This is a genomic window from Mucilaginibacter sp. (assembly GCF_041663085.1).
Classification (GTDB): Bacteria; Bacteroidota; Bacteroidia; order Sphingobacteriales; family Sphingobacteriaceae; genus Mucilaginibacter.
Genome location: NZ_JBAZRC010000002.1, coordinates 104,469 through 126,447, shown reverse-complemented (window position 1 = coordinate 126,447; position 21,979 = coordinate 104,469). Strand labels below are relative to the sequence as shown.

General features: G+C 42.0%; 23 protein-coding genes. 12 read left to right on the top strand and 11 right to left on the bottom strand.

Annotated features, from left to right (window positions below):
* Position 1 precedes the first annotated feature (1 nt).
* From WC615_RS01645 to WC615_RS01635, 3 genes are all read right to left on the bottom strand, one after another.
* Positions 2 to 1,336, bottom strand: coding sequence for a DUF4407 domain-containing protein (locus WC615_RS01645; protein WP_372976407.1), 1,335 nt, complete (start codon positions 1,334 to 1,336; stop codon positions 2 to 4).
* Positions 1,317 to 1,880: a hypothetical protein gene (locus WC615_RS01640; RefSeq protein WP_372976406.1), complete on the bottom strand. Its 564-nt coding sequence runs from the start codon at positions 1,878 to 1,880 to the stop codon at positions 1,317 to 1,319. Before WC615_RS01640 ends, WC615_RS01645 begins: the two co-directional genes overlap by 20 nt.
* A gap of 114 nt (positions 1,881 to 1,994) precedes the next feature.
* A complete protein-coding gene (locus WC615_RS01635) occupies positions 1,995 to 2,822 on the bottom strand; it encodes an ion transporter (RefSeq protein WP_372976405.1) in 828 nt (275 codons plus the stop codon).
* A 63-nt stretch (positions 2,823 to 2,885) separates the two neighbouring features.
* Between WC615_RS01635 and WC615_RS01630 the strand changes: the two genes are divergently transcribed.
* A complete protein-coding gene (locus WC615_RS01630; protein ID WP_372976404.1) occupies positions 2,886 to 3,122 on the top strand; it encodes a hypothetical protein in 237 nt (78 codons plus the stop codon).
* On the opposite strand, the gene WC615_RS01625 is transcribed toward WC615_RS01630, so the two are convergent.
* Positions 3,115 to 3,903, bottom strand: a complete 789-nt coding sequence (locus tag WC615_RS01625; RefSeq protein WP_372976403.1) for a DNA/RNA non-specific endonuclease — start codon at positions 3,901 to 3,903, stop codon at positions 3,115 to 3,117. The genes WC615_RS01630 and WC615_RS01625 overlap by 8 nt on opposite strands.
* Before the next feature lie 418 nt (positions 3,904 to 4,321).
* Here WC615_RS01625 and WC615_RS01620 point away from each other — a divergent pair, with 418 nt between their 5' ends.
* Positions 4,322 to 4,606 carry a DUF3892 domain-containing protein gene (locus tag WC615_RS01620; protein WP_372976402.1) on the top strand — a complete coding sequence of 95 codons (285 nt, stop codon included), beginning with the start codon at positions 4,322 to 4,324 and terminating at the stop codon, positions 4,604 to 4,606.
* A gap of 429 nt (positions 4,607 to 5,035) precedes the next feature.
* Positions 5,036 to 5,584: a hypothetical protein gene (locus WC615_RS01615; protein ID WP_372976401.1), complete on the top strand. Its 549-nt coding sequence runs from the start codon at positions 5,036 to 5,038 to the stop codon at positions 5,582 to 5,584.
* A 150-nt stretch (positions 5,585 to 5,734) separates the two neighbouring features.
* On the opposite strand, the gene WC615_RS01610 is transcribed toward WC615_RS01615, so the two are convergent.
* From WC615_RS01610 to WC615_RS01580, 7 genes are all read right to left on the bottom strand, one after another.
* Entirely contained in the window at positions 5,735 to 5,917 is a 183-nt protein-coding gene (locus WC615_RS01610) for a hypothetical protein (protein WP_372976400.1), read from the bottom strand.
* A 76-nt stretch (positions 5,918 to 5,993) separates the two neighbouring features.
* Positions 5,994 to 6,695 (bottom strand): LytR/AlgR family response regulator transcription factor, encoded by a 702-nt coding sequence (locus WC615_RS01605; RefSeq protein WP_372976399.1) that lies wholly within the window; start codon positions 6,693 to 6,695, stop codon positions 5,994 to 5,996.
* Positions 6,685 to 7,719 carry a sensor histidine kinase gene (locus WC615_RS01600; RefSeq protein ID WP_372976398.1) on the bottom strand — a complete coding sequence of 345 codons (1,035 nt, stop codon included), beginning with the start codon at positions 7,717 to 7,719 and terminating at the stop codon, positions 6,685 to 6,687. The genes WC615_RS01605 and WC615_RS01600 overlap by 11 nt, the downstream gene beginning before the upstream one ends.
* On the bottom strand, positions 7,716 to 8,948 hold the full coding sequence (locus WC615_RS01595; protein WP_372976397.1) for an acyltransferase family protein: 1,233 nt from the start codon (positions 8,946 to 8,948) through the stop codon (positions 7,716 to 7,718). The genes WC615_RS01600 and WC615_RS01595 overlap by 4 nt, the downstream gene beginning before the upstream one ends.
* Positions 8,949 to 9,828: 880 nt before the next feature.
* Positions 9,829 to 10,791, bottom strand: a complete 963-nt coding sequence (locus WC615_RS01590; RefSeq protein WP_372976396.1) for an aldo/keto reductase — start codon at positions 10,789 to 10,791, stop codon at positions 9,829 to 9,831.
* A 32-nt stretch (positions 10,792 to 10,823) separates the two neighbouring features.
* Entirely contained in the window at positions 10,824 to 11,609 is a 786-nt protein-coding gene (locus WC615_RS01585; RefSeq protein ID WP_372976395.1) for a formylglycine-generating enzyme family protein, read from the bottom strand.
* Positions 11,610 to 11,633: 24 nt separating this feature from the next.
* A complete protein-coding gene (locus WC615_RS01580; RefSeq protein ID WP_372976394.1) occupies positions 11,634 to 12,596 on the bottom strand; it encodes an aldo/keto reductase in 963 nt (320 codons plus the stop codon).
* Between the two features lie 197 nt (positions 12,597 to 12,793).
* On the opposite strand from WC615_RS01580, the gene WC615_RS01575 reads away from it, so the two are divergent.
* The 9 genes from WC615_RS01575 to WC615_RS01535 all read left to right on the top strand — a co-directional run bounded on the left by WC615_RS01575 (position 12,794) and on the right by WC615_RS01535 (position 21,759).
* On the top strand, positions 12,794 to 13,732 hold the full coding sequence (locus WC615_RS01575) for a helix-turn-helix domain-containing protein (RefSeq protein WP_372976393.1): 939 nt from the start codon (positions 12,794 to 12,796) through the stop codon (positions 13,730 to 13,732).
* Entirely contained in the window at positions 13,629 to 14,672 is a 1,044-nt protein-coding gene (locus tag WC615_RS01570; RefSeq protein ID WP_372976392.1) for an AraC family transcriptional regulator, read from the top strand. The genes WC615_RS01575 and WC615_RS01570 overlap by 104 nt, the downstream gene beginning before the upstream one ends.
* A gap of 76 nt (positions 14,673 to 14,748) precedes the next feature.
* Positions 14,749 to 15,480: an SDR family NAD(P)-dependent oxidoreductase gene (locus WC615_RS01565; RefSeq protein WP_372976391.1), complete on the top strand. Its 732-nt coding sequence runs from the start codon at positions 14,749 to 14,751 to the stop codon at positions 15,478 to 15,480.
* A 19-nt stretch (positions 15,481 to 15,499) separates the two neighbouring features.
* The gene (locus tag WC615_RS01560) at positions 15,500 to 16,156 is read left to right on the top strand and encodes a peroxiredoxin-like family protein (RefSeq protein WP_372976390.1); all 657 of its coding nucleotides are present in this window, start codon (positions 15,500 to 15,502) and stop codon (positions 16,154 to 16,156) included.
* A 571-nt stretch (positions 16,157 to 16,727) separates the two neighbouring features.
* Entirely contained in the window at positions 16,728 to 17,813 is a 1,086-nt protein-coding gene (locus WC615_RS01555) for a type I restriction endonuclease (RefSeq protein ID WP_372976389.1), read from the top strand.
* Between the two features lie 185 nt (positions 17,814 to 17,998).
* Positions 17,999 to 18,742 (top strand): hypothetical protein, encoded by a 744-nt coding sequence (locus WC615_RS01550; RefSeq protein WP_372976388.1) that lies wholly within the window; start codon positions 17,999 to 18,001, stop codon positions 18,740 to 18,742.
* Positions 18,714 to 20,009 (top strand): methyltransferase domain-containing protein, encoded by a 1,296-nt coding sequence (locus tag WC615_RS01545; protein ID WP_372976387.1) that lies wholly within the window; start codon positions 18,714 to 18,716, stop codon positions 20,007 to 20,009. The genes WC615_RS01550 and WC615_RS01545 overlap by 29 nt, the downstream gene beginning before the upstream one ends.
* Positions 20,009 to 20,968: a thymidylate synthase gene (locus tag WC615_RS01540; protein ID WP_372976386.1), complete on the top strand. Its 960-nt coding sequence runs from the start codon at positions 20,009 to 20,011 to the stop codon at positions 20,966 to 20,968. Before WC615_RS01545 ends, WC615_RS01540 begins: the two co-directional genes overlap by 1 nt.
* Positions 20,968 to 21,759 (top strand): hypothetical protein, encoded by a 792-nt coding sequence (locus tag WC615_RS01535; RefSeq protein WP_372976385.1) that lies wholly within the window; start codon positions 20,968 to 20,970, stop codon positions 21,757 to 21,759. Before WC615_RS01540 ends, WC615_RS01535 begins: the two co-directional genes overlap by 1 nt.
* Positions 21,760 to 21,979: the final 220 nt, after the last annotated feature.

The following is a 21,979-nucleotide window of genomic DNA, read 5'->3' as shown; positions in this document are numbered from 1 at the left end:
GTTACGATAAGGTAAACCCGGTATCTTTTTGTGCCTCTTCTTCCTGCCCACTATCGTTTTCTACGACAGGGGCCGTTTCCCCTTTGAGCGTCGTTACATAAGCTTCCAGGTTGTTATCGATATCCTCTTTTTGTTTGGCTTTCCAGCTATCAATGATGTATTCATTCAATTCCTTTTGCGCCTGTACCACCCGCACTTTCATGCTGGTCATCCGGTTTACTTCATGATGAATGACCAGGTCCCGTTCCAGCCCTTCTTTATCCTTATAGTAATCATGCTGGATCTCAATGCCGTTTTGTGCTTTGACCAGGTCTTTTATATTTTCCTCCATATAATCATACGGGCCTTTGATCAGCATCAGCTTGAAAAAGATCGGTGTCAGCTCGATCGCCATAAAAAGCAGGGTAATAAAGAGGGAAATGCCGGGCGCGAGTTCATGAGAGATCTTGATCCGCTCCAACAACCCATCAAGTCCGGCCGACACAGTCTTATTCTTTTTGAGGGCAACCTCCAGCTCGCCGTTCATTTGTGTCCGTCTTTTCTGGATATCATCGATCTTTGATTTATTCAGCGAGATAAAGCGGTTCATTTCGCCTTCTACCCGGTCCCTTTCCGCTTTATAAGAGCGCGCCATAGGGCCTTCTCCTTCACCTCGTCCGCCCTGGCCTTTGGAGGTTTCCAGGTTCCAAAGCGAGTCTTTTACGGCGATCACCTTCATATAATGCTCTATATTGTTTTGGATCCCGGAGTTTTCCTTATCCAGGTCCTTGATCCGGTCTTCGAAGTTTTTCCGGGTCTTGATCTCGTATTGCTTCTGGGCCTCCAGCTGGGTCTGGTAAAGCTGCGCATCGATCTCACTCTTGAACATCCGAATCTCCACGGGTTTGGAAATGGTGAAAGCGATGATCGTGCCCATGATCAGCCGGGGCAATGCGCTTTTCAGTTCCTGACGCGTGATCGCCTCCGTTCCGTCACCCTTGCCGGTGCTGGTCACGATAAACCGGTCGATATTAAAAATGATCGCCCCCCAGAAAAGGCCGAATATCGTAGCCAGTACCAGCGTAGGGATATCCGTCGGGTCGTAGTGTCCGGAGGCGGCGATTGTTTTAATGTCATCAATAGCGTCGCCCTTGGGCGCAAAGATGGTGTAAAACGCATAGCCGCCGGCCAGCGCTGCCATAGCCCCCGTCGCCAGTACGATCCCACCCATACAAGTATACTTCACCTGGTCCGAATAGGTGCTGCGTTCGAGGATATAGCGGTCCCCGCCGGAGATCTTCCAGAATTGCCTCATCAGCCAGCTCGGCCTTGGGTTTTTATAAAACGATGTTTCCATAATATGTGATAAGGGTTTGGTTGTCGGTTTCGGTTTGTGCTTGATCCAGTTGCGTGAAAAGTTCCTGTTCGGACTGCTGCATCCGGGTTGTTTCGATATCGATGGCCGGTTGCCGGATCATCGGATGTTGGCTAACGGGATAAGCGTTCCGGATCGTGGGGCGCAAAGATTTGATCAAATCTGGCTGCCCGACGACTGGCCGGGTCAGCGCTGCTCCCGGCGCGTGACGGTAATGAAGTGCAGCGACATGAGGCCTGAGCTCTTCCATCCGGTTACGGTATACGCCAATCGCTTTAATGACGATAATTTCGTTTGGAATAAGGGGGATAAAGGGTGATTCCGCAGACAGGAATGTGCCGATCCTAATACTATTACAGTAAACTTTGACCATGCAGGCTCCCCGGATATCCCAAAGCAGGCGGCAGGTGGCGCCTGCATACAGAAGTTCCTGATCAGTCTCCAGCGCACTGATATGTACCTTTTGGAAACTGACCGCCAGCCAAAGCCAGCGCAAAAACACTTTGCAGTAATTTTTAAATGACATGGTTTAGGTTTTGCCTTTTTACTGGCAATAATGTAAAGCTAATTAATTTATCTATCATGTGATAAAAATAGCCATGCCTGCCGCATCTTTTTTACGGGAAACCGTAAAGCGTTTTTACTCCTGCATTGCTTTGCCGCAATGCGGGCAACAAGCGGCAGCTTTGGCTTCCTTTCGTTTGAATTCCTCGGAAAAGCCGGAAGCTAAGATACCCGCAGGTAAGGCGAACATACCGATGCCCAGAATAGAGATACATGCGGTCAGCGTTTTTCCAATACCGGTGATAGGGTAGACATCACCGTAGCCTACAGTAGTCAGGGTGGCGACGCTCCACCACATGGTTTCCGGGATACTGGAGAATTTGTCCGGCTGTGTATCATGCTCCACAAAATACATCGCGCTCGCCGCCAGGATGATAAGCGTAAAAACAAGCAATACGCTAATGAGCAGCTCTTCCTTTTTCGACTCGAACACCCGCCGGATCACCCGGGAAGCATTGAGAAAACGCCCAAGTTTGAAAAAGCGCATGAACCGGATCATCCTCAAAATACGCAGGGACCGGAGGTCGAGCCCCGATAGCGGTAGATAGAACGGCAGGATCGCAGCCAGGTCAACCAGCGAACCCGGCGACAGTATATAGCGCAAGCGCCCCTTTAGCGGATGCCGGTATTTTCGGATACTGGTGCAGGACCAAAGCCGCAACAGATATTCAACAGAAAAAACGACAATTGAAAATAGCTCGAAATTCCTGAACCAGGACCGGTATTCCCGGTAAAGACTTTCCACGGTTTCCAGGCAAACCGCCACCAGGTTTAACAGGATCAACCCGACGATCACACTATTGATGACCTGGTCCCAGATGGTGCCGCCATCTGCAGGGTCGAGCAGCAAATGGACTTTTTTCTTCAAACGGTTATAAGCGGGATTTGGGAGGATGGCGTACATCAGGATAAGGTTTGATCAAATTTAATGATTTACAAGAAAAGTATTTCCATCTTTACAACTTCTATGGGACAGGAGCTAACCGTACTTGATTTTAACGCGATACCGATCGATGAGCAGGCAAACATCGCCATCACCGGCAATTTTCTGGGTGACAGGAGGGAAGGCACGTTCATTGTGCAGCTGCACCGCCTGGACAATTTTTATGTGGAGGTCTTTTATGATCCGCTGAAAAACGAGATCGTCCGGTACGAAGGTTTTACCAATACGAACCGGCTGGCCCCCTATATCAGACTTAATTAAATATCGCTTTCGGATCAAATCCAAGTTTCGTAACCAGTTCGCGGTAGCTGATCATCCGCTGATCCAGTAAATTTCTTTTCTCACCGGGATCATTCGGCATCCAGTAGCAAAGTACGATATCACCTCCGGCGTTATGATCTTTATATTGGATAACCTTGTAATAATGGCTGGGCACCGTTGCTGTCAGTTGACCCAGGGTATAGGTTTGTTTGCTACCAAAAGTACCGCACCAGATCTTCACGCTATCCGTTAATGCCGCCCCTCTAAACCCTGTTAATTTACGGCATAACTCCTCCGTCGCCAGTTCCGTGCCAATGTTCTGTCCCTGGTATTCCATGCCTGCATTGAACGTGTAGGTATCCGAAAGGATGGCCGCATCTGCCGACCAGGCCATCAGGATCCAGGCCTGGCAATGGCCTTTGGCGATCATATCCGTACTGTTCTTATTCGCGTATTGGTAAAGCTTCGTTTCATTAACCTGCCCGTCGGCCGCATGCCAGGCCGCGTAGATACCCGTACGTGGCAGATCTAAAGCTTCTTGTTCCAGGCGGCGTGCTTTGGTATAAACATAATAGGTAAGTAGCGGCCTGTGCGCCGCAGTATCCGCGATGGACTTGTAATACGGGTTGATCCATAGCTTACATCCGGCACAGAGGTTGGATTTCTGGGTCGGATACTTTTCATAAAGCGCTTTTACATAAGCGGCGTTGATCTCTTGAGCCGAAATGTTTCCCGTGAAAAAACAAATGGTAAGCAGTGTAAAGATTAATGATTTAGGCATGGCCAAATATAATCAACAGCTCAGCAAGGCGCTTTACGGTTTCCCGTAAAAACATGCCATTCTTTATTTTTTCCTTTATCAAAATTTAATTAAACATGATGATGAACACGATTGAAGTAATCAAGCCCGGACCAAAAAGGGACAATGAGGACGGGACACCTGACAGAAGACAACGGGTAGACCCACCCACCGCGCCAAAGCACCCTGGCTTAAAACCGCATGTGCATAAACCCGGTGAAAAGAAACGTTAAGTGAAAAGGCGGCATGGTGTTCGATCAAGATGCCGCCTCTAACGATTACAGAATGTCTTCGAGGGGCGGTCCGAAATGCTTTCATAGTAGGAGCGTTTATAACCGGATAAGAAGGCGTTTTGTCTTACCCCACATGAATAAATCAAGCTTAAAATAAAATAAAGAAAATGGCAAGTTACCAAGTTGTATGTATTACAAAACCGGATGTTGACAGCTCTCATGAACACATTACTCAAATTGGTTATAAGGGCACAGATGGTTTGGTATACCTTATTTCAGTGAAGACAGCAATCGAAAGAATCGAAAAAAACTCAAAGGAATTCTATGTTTCTGCTGCTAACGAGACGGTATACGTGATCGTTTATGAACGAGATAATAAAAAGTTTATCAAAACAAAACCTGATGACACAAAAAAAGACAATCTATTGAAATTACGTCAGTGCAATAAATAGAATTTACCGCTATCCTTTACCAAGACCCGGCGTGTACGCCGGCCTTGGTTTTTCCGCATTACCGTTCTCGGATAAAAAAGGCAAGCTTTACGGTTTCCCGTAAAATTGGCATCCTGCGCTGTGGTACTTTTGGATCGTTATTGATCATCAAAAATCCCATACCAATCCAAATGAGAAAAATCATTACTTGCCTGCTCTTTGTTGCCTGTTTAAATGTCAACTGCTCAAAATCAACTGAAAGCCCAGAACCCTCATCCGGCAGTTCCTTGTGCGGAACTTATAAAAGCGGGCAGCAGCTTTACAGAGGAAGCGAAGGCGGCTGTTACTATCTCACTTCCGGCGGTAATAAAACATACGTAGAGCGGTCGGCCTGCACTTGCAATTAATAAAGCACATCATATATTATCCTATAACCTAAACCTTATCACTATGTCTGCCATTAAATTAACCTGCCTCGCGGCAATCGCGCTCGCGCTGGGCTCCTGTACAAGCGATATCCAGATAGGTGAAAATACCTTTGTTCATAAAGATAAAATATATAAGATTATTGATAATGAGCTAAGAGAGATCGGTGACCTTTCGGCGAAAGAGATCAAAAGGTTTGAGGTGTCTAAACCTAAACAAAAAGATCTTGGCAGCAGCAGCCTCAGCTTTGTCAAATCCGGCGCCAGTACTTCTCTGAAAGCTTTATACCGCGGGAATTATCTTTATTATACTTTGACGTTAGCGGGTATTAATGACCTCCGGGATAGTTACAACGCGGGTACATTGACCATAGAATTTATTGATGAGTATGGATTTATCATGCATTCCACTCAAATACCGACCGGTGAACTCATCGGTATGTTAGGAGAAGATGGAAAATATTCCGGTTTTGTTTATCACGGCAAAACGGAAATGAGTACAGAAATAAACGCTGCTATAAAATCTTACGATGTCACGGCCAGTATTAAAAGAAAATCCTACTTCGGATATTAATTAACGCTTAAAACAGAAGAAGCCACCAAGAACGCGCTTATTATGCCGTTCATCGAGGTATTGGATTCTGATGTATTTAACGCATTCGAGGTCAACCCGGAATTCATCGCTGATCTAATCGCACGATCGGTTTACAAAAATCCGGATTATTTATTTTTTGATGAAGCTACCAGTAGCCTTGATGCCAACAATGAAACAGCAATTATAAACAACCTTGCAGAATTCTTTATCGGAAAGACCGTCGTCGTAATCGCCCACAGACTCAGCACCATAAAAAATGCCGACCAAATCATTGTGCTCAATAAAGGCCGGGTCGTAGAGGTAGGGAACCATGCGTCACTCACGGAGCAAAGAGGCAAATATTACGCGTTGTCGAAAATGAATGATATCAACATAAGTTTCAATTGGGTTACAAACCTCTATTTTTCTTACATACTCCAATCACTTTTTCGCGTGATTGCTTGCTTAAAGGTATTTGATGTTTATTCATATAGAGGATATTATTATCAATGGTCTGAACTTTATCTATTGCAACGATATAAGAGCGATGGGTTTGCACAAATTTTTGAGCGGGTAATTTTTCCAGCAAAGATTTTATGGTCGTATGCGTAATGATTTTGTTTTCTATTAAATGGATTGCGACATAATTTTCCATAGCCTCAATAAATAGCACGTCGGATAGGATTATTTTTTCCAGTTTTCCATTTGCTTTGACAAAAAGATAATCGGGATCTCCCTGACTTTTAGAGGTAAAGTAGGCCTTGGCCTTCAAAGTGGCTTTTAAAAAACGCTCATAAGATATCGGTTTCAATAAATAGTCCATAATCTCCAGCTCAAAACCTTCAATGGCATATTGTTCAAACGCCGTTGTGAAAATGACTTTTGGTGGATTTTTGAGCGTTTTCAAGAATTCGATACCCGTGAAATCCGGCATTTCAATATCGAGGAAAAGCAGGTCTACCGGGTTAGCCCTCATAAATTCACTCAATTGGAAAGCGTCTTCAAAAACGCCCCGAAGTTCCAGAAAATCTGTTTTATCGACGTAACCCCGTAATCCTTTGCGTGCCAGCGGCTCGTCATCGGTAATGACACAACTGATCTTATTTGTCATATGGGATTTTTAACTCAGCCATGAAAACCTGGCTTTTATCTTCTATGGTTAACTGAAACCTGCCGAAATACAGCAGATCCAGCCGCCGTTTCAAATTTTCTAAACCGATTCCACTTGCTTTATTTGTGTTTTTTCTGGTTAAGGATATCGTGTTCTCCACTTTAAGGATGATAAATTCCTCGTTCAGGCTGGCCTCGATGAATAACCTATAGTCACCGCCAACAAACTTAAACGCGTTTTCGATAAACGGCAGGAATAGTAACGGATAAATCAGTTGTTTCTTCAATTCCGGATCGAAAAAGGCTTGCAACTTGAGCCGTTCACTGCTGCGGATCTTTTGCAGTTCAATAAAACTTTGCAGGTATCCGATCTCCCGGCTAACGGGAACCTGATGCTGCTGGTCATATAACTGATAGCGCAGCAGTTCTGAAAACTTTTCAATGCTTTTTTTCGCGCCGGATGCGTCATCATCGATCTGGAAATAAATGGTATTGAGGGCATTGAAAAGGAAATGAGGGTGGTACTGCGCCCTCAAAAATTTAAGCTCGGTTCGTAAGTGGTCGCTGGTTACTTTCTCCAATTGCATCTTATTGTCCACATACGCTTTTAGCCAGATGCTGCTGCGGGCAATGCCGTAATAAATGACGGCATATAAGGTAGGTATCAGATTAATGTCAATAATGTCTACCAATGAGATCCAGTTCCAATGAAGAGCCATATCCATTGGAACATATATCGCATTGACCAGTACCAGGTCGGTGCCGATCACCATCGCCAGCTCACGCACCACATTACGGTAGTTTAGCTGCACCGGTCGGCTTCTATCAAAATACCTGAAAAGTATACCGAAAAGGTAAACCAGTGTGTAACCAATGATCACCGAGCAGGTAATTTCAACAGCGTTTACAAATAAACGTCTTTCCCAAAAACGTTCGTTAACTTCCGTATCATGTAATAGCCTGATCGTAAAATAAATCAGCAGCCCATATAAAGCAGGAAAAATATACTTCTGGAAAAACCTCATTTCTTAGGCTCCAAATCTAATAAAGAAAGTGATATGGCCGGGTTTATTTCTGCCTGCGGCGGTTCAACCTTTTTGGGCTTATCCAACGGTTTCATGCCGAAAAGAAACCGCATAGGTGCATAAGGTTTGATAAGCAAGTGATATGTAAGCACCGTTATGAAAAAGGTTATGCCAATCGTATAAATATATTTGGACAGAATGCTCTCGTTAGATACCTGAACAATATAAAACGAAATGATCACAATAAGCGTTTGATGCAAGATGTAAAACGGGTAGACAGCCTGGTTTAAATAATTAAGCGAGTGATGGGGACGATCCAGATAACGCTTACCATAGCCTATTAGCGCCAGGACCCATGCCCAGGCAATTACGGCTTGTAAAGAAATGAACAGGTAAATAAAAACCTCGTTTTTAAAAGGCCAACCGGGATGTTCGGGCTCGATCTTATTCCAGCGCATATATTCCCACACGACCAGGCTAAGAAAGCCTATGGTAAGCGCGAAATGTCGGTTACGTTCCAAACTGTCCATCAGTTTGGGTTGCAGGATGCAAATAAATCCCGCCAGCAGGAACAGTAACCAGTACACAAAATAACAGCCATCATCTACCAAATTATTGGTCTCGGGCATTTTTGCAGCCAGCAGGCCAAACCACAAGACGCCGGGCAGCATAATCACGTAGACCCGTTTACCGTTTGCCAGTAAGGAGAGTTTTTGTTTAAATCTATTGCTTTTAGTTGATATCAGCCAGGCGAACAGCGGCGCAAACAGCAGGTCGTAAATTAGCAGGTATCCAATAAACCATAGGTGGTTCCAGCCCAGGCTGCCTTTAGGATATGGTATGAAATCGAATACCGTTTTGTAAAAATCCCCAAAGTTGCCTTTAAAACCAGTGGTTAAACGTTCTATATAAATTTGAGGCGGTACAATGATGAACACACCGACCAACAGGGGTATAAAAAGACGACGGAAACGCAAACCGATGAAGCTAAAAGTAGAGCGTCGTTGCATCATGTAATAGCTTACCGTACCCGATATAAAAAAAAGTAGCGGCATTCGGAAAAGATGCATAAATAGGTTCGATTCCATTATTAGGTTGCTGGTTTCGTGATTTTTGATGTGCCAACCCATCTCCGAAGCATAGGGCATGCCCGAATGAAAGAGTAAGACACCAAAGATGGATAGTATCCTGAGCCAGTCGAGGTAGGTTTGTCGCGTAGTGGTTTCCATTTGTCCTTTTTGATGTAAAGGAACTTTACAGGGCTTTAATATTGGAAACTTTTTGACCAAACGACTCTTTTCTTTGACCAATGGATTTTCAGTCCTTGCCCGCCCTTTGATTACGGGAAACTGTAAAGTATGCCAGTTCATATCTCCTAAATTTGATCTGCCTTATTAGCAAATCCAATGGACTTTAAAGATCAGATATTACAATTAGCCGCGCGCGTTGAAAAACTATTGCCAAAGCTTGTCAAAGAAATTATAATTTTAAGATAGTATTTAGTCTACAGCCCAATTTATAGTATCAATAATTTGCTTACAGGCTAGGAGGCAGCCCGAGTCGGACTAAAATCGAACCTATTTTTACATGGATTGAAGGCATGATTGGCACATTGTTCGTTTGATGCCGCCCATACGGTGGCTTTGGCAAGCAGTCCTACGATACCAATGGTAACCTGTTAAATGATGCTTACAAAGGCACCAACAGCGCCTACAACGTATTGAACCGGGTGAGCAAGATAACCATCACCACGGGCACCGGCAGGTACATCAATTATACGTACGATGCCTCGGCCGTACCGATCAGGAAACAACAGTAAGATAATAACGCGTTGGTGAAAACAACCGATTATATAGATGGCTTTACAGGCGAGAACAATGCCCTGAGCTACTTCACAGTATGCCTGAGGGCAGGATCATCAATAGCACAGCGACCTTGACCCCGGATCAGGGATTTATAGTTACGATCCGGCTACAGGTATTACTAATACTGCCCCAGTGGTGAACACACAGGGTGATGCGAGCGTACTGGAAGCTTTTTAGAGAGTTTTTAATTAGTATGACCTCGACTCCGTCTGGAGCCGAGGTCATACCGATGATCTGAGATAATTTAGAATTTTGAACCAACGTTCGGAAACTTTGCGACTATCGCTTCAATTTCCATTAATTCCTCGCTGCTTAAAATGATGTCTGTAGCCATAGCATTCTCTTCCAGGTATTTCACCTTTTTCGTCCCCGGAATCGGGATCATATCCTGATGCCTGTTAAGCAGCCATGCCAATGAAAGCTGGCTTGCAGTTATGTTTTTTTCTTTTGCAATTTCGCTTAGGGCTTTTGCTAATTGACGGTTATTCTCGTAATGCTCGTCTTTAAATCTTGAATTAAACCTTCTCCAGTCACTTTCTTCTGTAGTATGGATATCGAACTTTTCAGATAAAATCCCCCGTGACATTGGAGAATAAGCCACGTAAGATATGCCGAGCTCTTTTGCCGTGGGCAAAACAAGTTGTTCATCGTCCCTGTACAACAAGGAATATTCATTTTGAATGGCGGCAATAGGGTGAACACCATTGGCTATACGCAGATCCTCCGCAGAAAGATTAGAAACCCCTAAATATTTCACTTTACCCGCTTTAACTAATTCGGACATCACACCAATAGTTTCCGCTATCGGCCATTGCGGGTTATAAACATGGAGATAATACAGGTCTATATGATCCGTTTTCAATCGTTGTAAACTCAGGTCGATGGCTTTTTTTATCCATTCAGGTGAATTATCCATGGTCGGTGGTGAGGTTACATCACCGGCAATACTATCCCTGGCGGCAAATTTCGTAGCCAGGAAAATTTTACTCCGATTGTCTTTTAATACGTTCGCTATCAGTTCTTCATTAGCACCCCGTCCATAATAATCAGCAGTATCCCAAAAATTGATACCTAAATCCAGCGCACGGTGTAAGGTTGCAACACTATCGGTGTCGTTCCTTCCGCTATAAAAGTCTGACATGCCCATGCATCCCAGTCCTATGGCTGATAATTCTTCGCAGGTATTGGCAAGTGGTCTGTATTTCATGAAGTTTGATATTCTTATTGTTTATTGATAATTCATTGTTTAATCATGAGTACTAAGCGGAAGCCCCGTTTGTCACTTTTTGCCGGACCTATCCCGTCCCGAAAAGCTAAGCGGTTATGTTTGGAAGGGCCGAACCAGCTCCCCCCACGTTTCAATACGCTTCCGGAATCAGGCCCTGTAGGGTCGGCTGATGGTGACCTGGCATAGTAGTTTTCACTAAACTTGTCCTGCACATACTCGTTAATATTCCCGAGCATATCATATAGACCCCAGGAATTCGGCTTTTTTAGTCCTACAGGATGAGGGTGTCCATCGGCGTTCTTTTCATACCAGGCATATTGCTCAAGTTCGTCATCATGATCACCAAAGAAATAGGCAGAATTGCTGCCCGCCCTTGCGGCATATTCCCATTCGGCTTCGGTGGGCAGTCTATATTTTTTTGTTGCCTCCTTCTCGTTCAAACGCTGAATAAATGATCGGACATCTTCCATCGTGACATTTTCAACAGGGTTATTTGGATTTTTAAAGCTGCTTGGATTGTTTCCCATAACACTTTCCCATTGCGCCTGGGTGACCTCGTAACGACCCATATAAAAAGATCGGCTTATGGTTACTTGATGCCGGGGTGTTTCAAAGTAATAGGCTTCTTCCCTTTTATTGTTCGCGCCCATTGTAAACGTTCCGGCTGGGATAAGTACGAATTCCATACCTATGGCATTGAGGGCATTAATGTGCCTTTTCAAACCTCTATTTGAAGCACATGAAGCGAGGATCAGGCAGACAAGAAAGCTGCTATTAACTATTGATCTGTAGCTCATATTTTCAACTTTGTTATGGCTTTATTAATATTGCTCACCCGTATCAGGAAATTCAGCCGCCACATCCTCGATCGCTTCTATTTCATCCGCACTTAATACAATATCCACAGCACTGGCATTTTCTTCTAAGTATTTTACTTTTTTTGTTCCCGGGATGGGAATCATATCCGTGTGTTTATTGAGCATCCAGGCAAGGGCAAGCTGTGTAGCGCTGATGTTTTTTTTCCGGGCAAGCTGATGGATAACTTTGGCCAGCTTACGGTTGTTAGTATAATGAGGTTCCTGAAACCGGGGGTTATTCCGCCTGAAGTCGCCGGCTTCCAAATGATCAAGTTCGAAATTCTCGGAGAATATGCCCCGTACCAATGGGGCATAGGGCACAAAAGTAATCCCTAAATCTTTTGCCATACATAGCACTTCCTTTTCAGCTTCGCGAAATAACAGGGAATATTCGCTTTGAATTGCAGCGATGGGATGAACTGCATTTGCCCTTTGCAATTCTGTTGCTGTTAAATTACAAACGCCTAGATATTTCACTTTGCCTTGTTGTACCAATTCAGCCATGATACCAATCGTTTGCTCTAGCGGCCAGGCAGGATTATAGCGGTGCAGGTAATAAAGGTCGATGTAGTCCATCTTCAACCTTTTTAAACTCATATCTACTGCTTCGCGAATCCATTCGGGTGAATTATCAATAACGGGTGGAGAGGTCGGGTCGTTTAGTATGCTGTTACGTGCGGCAAATTTTGTTGCCAAAAATATTTTGCTCCTGTTTTCTTTCAGGACATTCGAAATGAGCTCCTCGTTTGTGCCATTTCCATAGTAATCGGCAGTATCCCATAAATTGATGCCCAAATCTAATGCCTTGTGCAGGGTGAGCATGCTTTCCGCGTCATTCCTGCCGCTATAAAATTGAGACATGCCCATACAGCCTAAACCGATGGCTGATAGTTGCTCATTTGTCTTCCCCAAGTTTCTGTATTTCATGTGATCGGATTTTATTATACAAATCTACCGGGCTTTGAAAGACGACAGTAGGATAAATCAAACAAATAATAGCAGAAATAAAATACCAAAGCGAAATCTTAATTAAAAATCACCCTACCCGATTTGCTTATTTCATACCTTTGAGTGAAGCTATCAGTATTCGTTACTTAACAATCGCTAAAGTTTAATTTGACTATATGAATAGTAAAAAGCAAGCAAATGAAATTGGAGAAGAAAGGGAAACAATTGAAGAGTTTTATAAAAACAGGCCAACGCTCATTCCTTACGGCTTGAAAAATGAGTTGGGACATTTCAATGTATTTGATATTTCAGAGCAGATTTCCCCCAGGCATAATCATACCAATTACAGAAGAAAGGATTTTTACAAAATCAAGATGCTCAGCGGGCATTTTATTTTTCACTATGCTGATAAATCTGTCGAAATTAACGGAACCGCTTTAATATTTGTCCATCCCTATATACCTTACAAATTTGAGTTTGTACAACAACAGGTAACGGGGTATTTATGTATTTTCAAAGAAGACTTTTTTGATTTTTTTCGTCACACAAAAGATTATCCCGTTTATCAGCCCGGTGCTAATCCTTGCTTTACCGTTGAACCGCAAGATGCCGGCGTTTTCAGAAAGCTTTATCTTGATATGCAAAGCGAAATACGCTCAGATTATAAATTCAAATATGATCTGATCCGTACGTACCTGTTTCAATTGATACACAAAGCCATGAAACTTCGCCCTGCTGATGTTTCTGTTAACAAAGATTCAAACGCCAATACCCGGATTTATAATCTGTTTACTGAATTGTTAGAATTGCAATTCCCGATAGACAATCCGCAGCAATCCATAAAAATACGCACCGCTCAGGATTTCTCCAATCAATTATCCATTCATATCAATCACCTGAACAGGGCAATCAAACTAACAACAGGTAAGACAACTTCTCGATTGATCACGGAAAGGCTTATACTGGAGGCGCGGGCTTTATTAACCTATACCAACTGGAATATATCTGAAATTGGCTATTGCCTGGGCTTCGAGGACACTTCTTACTTTATTCGTTCTTTTAAAAATTGCACAGCGGTTACACCAGGCCATTTCAGGGAAAAAATCACCGGATAAAACGACCAATTGCAAAAAACAGGTCGATCATAAACATTCATCAGGAAATTCGCAATTGAAAAGCATCAAAAAATATCCATTGGGCCAGTTATTTGGCACCCCTTATGAAAGTATTGATTTTGCGATACTCAGGAGTGACGAAATATTCGATCTTATCGCTGATGAGCGGAATGCAGGTGTGCATCAATTTCACAGGCACGACTTCTATGCTATCTTTTATATGGAGAAAGGACAAATGCTTCAAAAACTGGATGACGAAGTTTACCAGTTGGGAGAGGGAGACGTTTTTGTTGCCTGTCCCGGGCAGGTTCACGAAAATGATTTTGAAGATGCGCCTGAAAAGATCGAAGGCGGAGCCATTTTATTTACCACTAAATTTATGAACCAGCTCAAAGAACGAAACGAAATATCAGAGCTGACATTCCTCGATAACATTTTTTCAAATCCCCATATCCATCTTCCGGCACCTGAATTTGAAAAGTATTTGTGTATCGTCAAAGTCCTTTTCATGGAACTCAAAAGCACATCCATCAATTGGGCGATTGTTAAATCATTATTCTCTGCCCTTTTGATATCCATCCAGCAAGCTATTGATAGTGCAATTGTCAACATCACATCCAACCGGAATATGGAAGTTTATAAACGGTTTAAACATTTTTTGGAACTTCATTACAAGGAGAACAGGACGCTGGGATTCTATGCTGATCTGTTGCATATCAGTGAAAGGCATCTTAACCGTTTGCTGAAAGAAACAACATCCAAGACAGCGGTGGAAATGATCCGTGGCCGGTTAGTTCTGGAAGCAAGGCGGCTTTTGAATTTTACGGACCTGAATATAGCTGAAGTAGCCGACGCTTTAGGATATCCTGATCATTCTAATTTTACCAAGTTGTTCAAAAAAGAGACGGGACAGACGCCACAAGCTTACCGCTTGTCCTAAAATTACCATTCAAAGTCCTTTTCCTTCTATAAAACCAAAGGCGGTAAAGCGAAATTTGCTTTTTAAAATAAAGCAGATGAAAAGTTTAGAAAATAAGGTAGCTATCATTACTGGTGCTACATCAGGAATGGCATTGGCAACAGCGAAACTCTTTGTAGCGGAAGGTGCTTTTGTTTATATCACCGGGCGCAGGCAGGAACAATTGGATGAGGCCGTTAAGGCTATTGGAACAAATGTAAGGGGAATCCAGGGGGACGCTGGCAATCTTGCCGACCTTGACCGGTTATTTTCGATCGTTAAAGCGGAAAAAGGACATATCGATATTCTCTTTACCAATGCCGCAGCAGGGGATTTTGGGCCATTGGGAATGATCACGGAAGAACATTATGATAAACTATTTAACCTGAATGTTAAAGGCGTAGTATTCGCGGTGCAAAAAGCATTGCCACTATTCAATGATGGCGGCTCTATTATAATGACGGGCTCCATTGCTGCGGTGAAGGGTTTTGCGGGTATAAGCTTATACGGTGCCAGTAAAGCTACGTTACGTTCATTCGCAAGAAGCTGGACAAGTGAACTTAAATCTAAGAAAATCAGGGTGAATGTTATTAATCCCGGCCCGATTGATTCAGAATTTTTCAATTCGGGGCCACAGGAAGTACAGGACTTTCTTATTTCCATGGTACCCATGGGCAGAAAAGGTCAGCCGGAAGAAATTGCATCCGCCGCATTGTTTCTCGCATCAGAAGCTTCCAGTTTTATAACGGGGATCGAACTGTCTGTAGACGGTGGCTTAGCGCAGGTTTAATCTTACAACACACGCAGAAATGATGTTAAAAAATATATTTAAACTTATTCCGAGAAAAAACGGGAAAGTTTTAACCTATAATCTCTTTAAGTTATTTCCGATACTATTGGATAGTTATCGTTTCGGTAACCAATACAGTTCAGATCTGAGGCTGGTAAAAGGTGACATAGCACCAAATTTCGAATTACCTAATGTGTATGGCGAAATGATAAGCCTTGATCAGGTACTCCTTCGACATAATGTAATTCTCATTTTTTACAGAGGTGGCTGGTGCCCTTTCTGCAATTTACAGCTCAGGCAATATCAGAATGCTATTGCTCAGTTTAATGATTATGGTGCCCAAATAATAGCCATTTCTCCGGAAGTACCTGATCGGATATTAACGGAAGAAGAGCAGGCCGACCTGAAATTTCAGGTATTAAGTGATGCAGGCAATAAAGTTGCTGAAAAGTTTACCCAGATTTTAAAATACAATGAAAAATCAGCTGAGCGTCTCAAAGACATCGGCATTGATTTAGACGAAATTAATCAGTCGGAAAGTGGCGAGGTTCCTGTTCCCGCTGTTTTTATTATCACCAAAGATCATCAAATCGCATTTGCTAAAAGTGAGGGGGGCGACTATAAAAATCGCGTTGAACCATCAGAGGTCTTAACGGCTTTAAAAGATTTAACTTAGTTTATGGCAAACGTGAATGCTTACGCGCAGAAAGATGGTGTGGAACTTGTTTACTCGATTCAACACTATCCTGTAACATGTAATATACCTAAGATTCACTCTAATATTCTGATAAACTTTAACAGACAAATGGGTTCCAGCAACAAAAATGATCATCGATGGCGCTTCTTTCGGTATCAGTAAAGCGCTTACCTTACAACTGTCACAGAGAAACTCACCCTAGGTATTATTGGCAGAAGAACCGCATTGCTTGAGGAACTCAGAAGCCAAACCCTGTAAAAATATTTTACGCCTCGCCGGATACCGCCGAAACAGATACTGTTGATTAGAACATCGAACTAATCGGATTAACGAAACTGTTGGTGCTATCTTGCTGATTAACAAAAAGTTGGCAGTAAAAAAACTGGACAGATTCAGAATTATCTGACCTGTCCAGTGTGGTGGTATCAGCTGGGATCGAACCAACGACACAAGGATATTCAGTCCGTTGCTCGCCCTTTGATGCTTACGGGAAACCGTAAACTACGCCAGTTTACATCACCTAAATTTGATCTGCCTTTAGTTAGCAACCATGGACTTTAAAGATCAGATATTACAATTAGCCGCACGCGTAGAAAAACTGCTGCCGCAGCTCAAAACCGAGGAAGCCACCAAGAACGCGCTCATCATGCCATTTATCCAGGTACTGGGCTACGACGTATTTAACCCTTTCGAGGTCAACCCGGAATTCATCGCCGATATCGGCATCAAGAAAGGGGAGAAGGTCGACTATGCCATCATGAAAGAAGGCGAGCCCACCATCCTCATCGAATGCAAGCACCACCTCGAAAAACTCGACCCGCACAATTCCCAACTGTTCCGCTATTTCCATACCACCAAAGCCAAATTCGGCCTGCTCACCAACGGCCTGAACTACCGCTTCTATACCGACCTGGAAGAGAGGAACAAGATGGACAGCACGCCCTTTTTCGAATTCAACATCACCGAGATCAAAGAAACCGAGATCACCGAACTCAAAAAGTTCCATAAGTCCTATTTTGACGTCGAAAGCATCACCAATACTGCGAGCGAGTTAAAGTACCTCAACGAGCTCAAAAACCTGCTGCTCAAAGAACTCCTCGCGCCATCAGAAACCTTCGTGTCCTTCTTCACTAAACAAGTCTACTCCGGCGTCATGACCGCTAGAATCAAAGAACAATTCGGGCCCATCATTAAACGCTCCTTCAACCTATTGATCAGCGACGCCATCAACGAAAGGCTCAAATCCGCCCTCAACCAGGAAAAACAACTCGAAGCAGCCGAAGCCAAAACCGAAGAAACCTTAACAGCAACAGCAAGCACAGAAACCAATTCCCTCATCGTCACCACCGAGCAAGAACTCGAAGGCTTCTACATCGTCAAATCCCTGCTCCGCCAACACATCGACGCCAAACGCATCACCTACCGTGACGCCCAGTCCTACTTCGCCATTCTCCTGGACGACAACAACCGCAAGACCATTTGCCGCCTCTACCTCGGCGCCACCAAACAATACCTGGCCATCCCGGACGAAAACAAAAAAGAGATCAAACACGAGATCCAAACCCTCGATGAGATCTACCCATACGCAGACGCGTTACTGGAGGCCATAACAAGGCTGGAAAAGAGGAAGAATTAAGCCTGCTCCCGGAGTGTTTAATTATGTTATATTTAACCAAACCTAAATCACACCCACATGAAGTCAACTCTACTCAAAAGTATTACGCCTTTATCTTTATTTAACCTTAATTCCTTGGCTAAGAGGGAATTCAGGCAGCTTGAGACTTGGTGTCAAGTAAATATATTTAACTATTTTTTCATGTAATGAAAAGAAATCAAAATATGACCAAGCGGATGTCTCCTTCTCAAGAACTGCTTGACTGGAGGCAGGAATACCTAAAGAGCATAAAGCCAGCTGATCTCGGTAATTCTAATGAAAATGCCCCTTTACTCGAAATAGGGAACTCTAAAATAGGCAAAAGTAGCCACTTGTATAATAAAGTGTTTGTATGGAATTTACCAGTTGTAGTTACTTGTCCTGGTTCATCAAAATGGTGCCTGAGACATTGCTACAATGCAGATTCAAGAGTTGAAAAATTCCCGATTGACATTTGGAATAAGAATCTACAGCATTTTTTGAGCGACGAAGAGGAGTTAGAAAGAAAGTTAGTAAATATCCTTAAGGTAAATCTTATGCCCATAGCAGTAAGAATACACTCCTCAGGAGATTTCTTTTCAAGTAATTATATAAAATTTTGGCTGCGAATAATTAACCAAACACCTCATGTGAAGTACTGGGCATATACAAGGTCATGGGTAATCCCGGAACTAATGGCAGATTTGACGGAGTTAAAAAGCGCTCCTAATTTGCAACTATTTGCCAGTTGGGATAACACAATGCCAATCTCCCCCGATGGGTGGAGAACATCAGTTGTATATACAGAAAATGAAATACTGCATAACAAAGGAATAATTTGCCCCGAACAGTCGGGGAAAAGTCCAAATTGTGCCACATGTAACTATTGTATTGCCAAAAATAATGGAGACATCTATTTTATATTACATTAAAGATCCTATTCCCTTTGTCATGCTGGGAGGAATGAGCGGTGTTGGAAAAACCACTCTTATTGACGAATTGATTTCGGCCTATCCGGATTTTTTTGCACAGCCTATAAGCTTTACTTCCAGGGCAAAAAGGAATGATTATGATAGGTATATTTTTATTGATGCAGGTTCCTTAATATCGATGTACAACATAGGAGAACTACTAAATCTTGATTATGTTCACAATAATTATTACGGAATTTCAAAAAACGGGATAGTGGAAATAATAGAGAAAGGAATGATTCCAATAAAGGAAATTCATCCAGAAAATTTTCATAAATTCTCTACCATTGGGATAAATTCAATTAGGATATTAATCCAGAATAGACATCTTACGCAAGAAAGTAGTCCGTTCCTATTAAGAAGCGGAAGAAATAAAGACGATTTTGATTTTGAGGGATTCAGCGACTACGACATAGCTATAAATATTAACAATTTAAGTCCTTGTGATGCGGCTATCTATCTTATTAAGAGAGTTTTGGCTTATAAGATTCATTTATCCACCTACCCCCATCCTTCAGAAATTGATTGTATTAATAGGATTGGCTATTCAAAAATCGCTTCAGAGTTTCACGATGAGTTAAGAATAACAACGAAAAACTTTCACGACGCCTCTCTAAACTTCTGGCATCGACATTTGGAAAAAATAGCAAAATTTGGTAAAGAAAAAAATGTCTTGGAACTTGGTCCTGGTAATGGGTGGCTTTTTAATTCAATAGGAATATTGCCTGATAATATATTTTTCGCGGAAATAGCCCCCGAAATGAATGCTTGTAGCGACAAAAAAGTATTTATATCCAATGCGAGGAATATACCCACCAGCGCATCTTACTTTGATTTGGTTGTCGGTTCGTTAATTGATCCGCTTTTAAATGCAGAAGTATTCATAGAAGTCGAAAGGATTTTAAAGCCTGGGGGAGAGTTTATATTTACAGTTCCATCTTCAGACTGGGCAAATAATTTAAATGATAGGGAGAACAAAAATCAAACGACATTTACTCTTTTATCCGGCGAAAAGGTAAATGTATTCTCCTTTTGTAATGCGTTAAGTATCCATCTAAGTATTGCTGCATTTTCGGATTTAAAAATCGAAGAGGTATCAGAACTGCGTCTCGAAAAATGTTACGAGCAGAATATTTCAAAAGCAATATTTGATTCAGCAAGGAATGCTGGCAAAACGATATATGAATTACCTATTGTTTTGGGGATCAAAATGAAAAAGAAAATCTAATGAGATCATTCAATACTGTTCAAACGGCATATACGACATCCTTAAAAGAGGTGTTAAATCATGGTAAACTTGTCAAATCAGTTAAGGATAAAAATTCTGTTGGAAGCTATTTTGGATCGAAAGATAGGGACTTCATAGAGATCCTTGGATATTCATTTATTTTAAATAATCCTTTGAACCGATTAATTTTCTCACGTAATCGGAAATTGAGTTTAGGATTTGGCATTGCAAATTTTATATGGTTGATATCGGGGCGAAAAGATGTAGCTACTATCAGTTTTTATAATCGGTTTGGGTCGGCGTATTCTAGCGATGGAACTTATTACGAGGCGGCATTTGGTAACAGGATATTTGGGCACCTCAATTTGTGGAATGATGCCAAACAACTTTTAAATATGGATATTAATTCCAGACGAGCGCTTTTGCCGATATTCATCCCATCAGATTTAAAGGATCTACCTAACGATACCCCCTGTGCATCTAGCATACAATTGATGATCAGAGGAGGAAAACTGGAATTCTTTCTGCATATGAGATCACAATCAGCGGCGATGGTTTTTCCTTACGATATTTTTTTGTTTACAATGCTTCACGAGTTCTTTAGTCAGCAGTTAAATATACCAATCGGCAGATTTCATTATTATTGTAATTCTTTTCATTATTACAAGGAGGAAGAAGAGCTTGTCAAAAGAATTGTGAAAGAGGGATTTTATAACAAAAGTATGCCTTCAATGGATAGCACAACTTTTGAAGTGATAAATGATCTAATACAAATAGAAAGACAAATGAGGGAATCATTTAATGGCGAGTCTGCATTCGATATTGATAGCTTAAAAAAATTACCCGAATACTGGGCTGAATTGTTTCGGGTCGTTTATCATAAGGCTTGCATTGATCACGGCTGCAATACTCCTGAGTGCGAATCACGTTATTTGAAGTTAAGAAATACATATTTATAATGAAAGAAAACCAACTAAGTCTTAAATTATATACCGAATCATACCCTAAAGAGAATATTCTCAAAAACATATTATTACTTATCAATATGCATAAAACTGGAAAGTTGGGTGGAGAGATTATGCCTGAAGACGCCAGACCGCAAATAATTAAACAGGAATCAGCAGAAAACTTTCATTTTCTTACACTGCCGATGGCGTTAAATTATCAACGCAACTCTTACAAACTCTGGGAGTCTGCGGCTGAAACCTTTCTGGACATCGAAACACATGATGTTTTTAATCCGGTACTTGTGAAAGGGATGAACCAAGATGAATTACGTTATAAATTATTAAAACATAAATTGGCTTTGCAGCCAAACAAACACATTAATACTTGGAAAACAATAAGCGATGCCGTTTTTGATTTTTTTGAAGGTGATGTTAGAAATATCTTCCTGAGAAATAACAATGATGTGATCAAAATAAGAGTGGATCTCCAGTCAAATTATAAAAAAAACTTTCCGTATTTAAGCGGCCATAAAATTTTTAATTACTGGTTATATGTTATTGAGTGCTACACGCCCATAAAGCTATCAAACAGGTCAGAAATTACCGTGGCACCAGATACACACATTATTCAAGGTTCTATTAAATTGGGGTTGATTTCAGGTAGTTTTGATGAATTCTCCCAAAACAGGATTGCAGTTTCTAATGCTTGGAGAGAAATATTAGAAGAGTCAAATATTGCACCAATAGACATTCACACCCCGTTATGGCTATGGAGTCGTAGAGGATTTCCCGTTCTTGAGTAAGATATGCGTATTAATGAAAACGCCTAGTTATCATTTGTCATAGAAGTGGTTGGTAGTATTACAAAGCCGTCATCAGAATCTCCCTACCAATATTTTGAATGTGGATGGAAATTCAAGGATTTATTGTCAAATCCTTACTTCGCTAAAACACAATGTCAAAAGGATAAATACCAGACACACAATGATGTCTAATCGTTGGTCACTTAATCCGACAAAATAA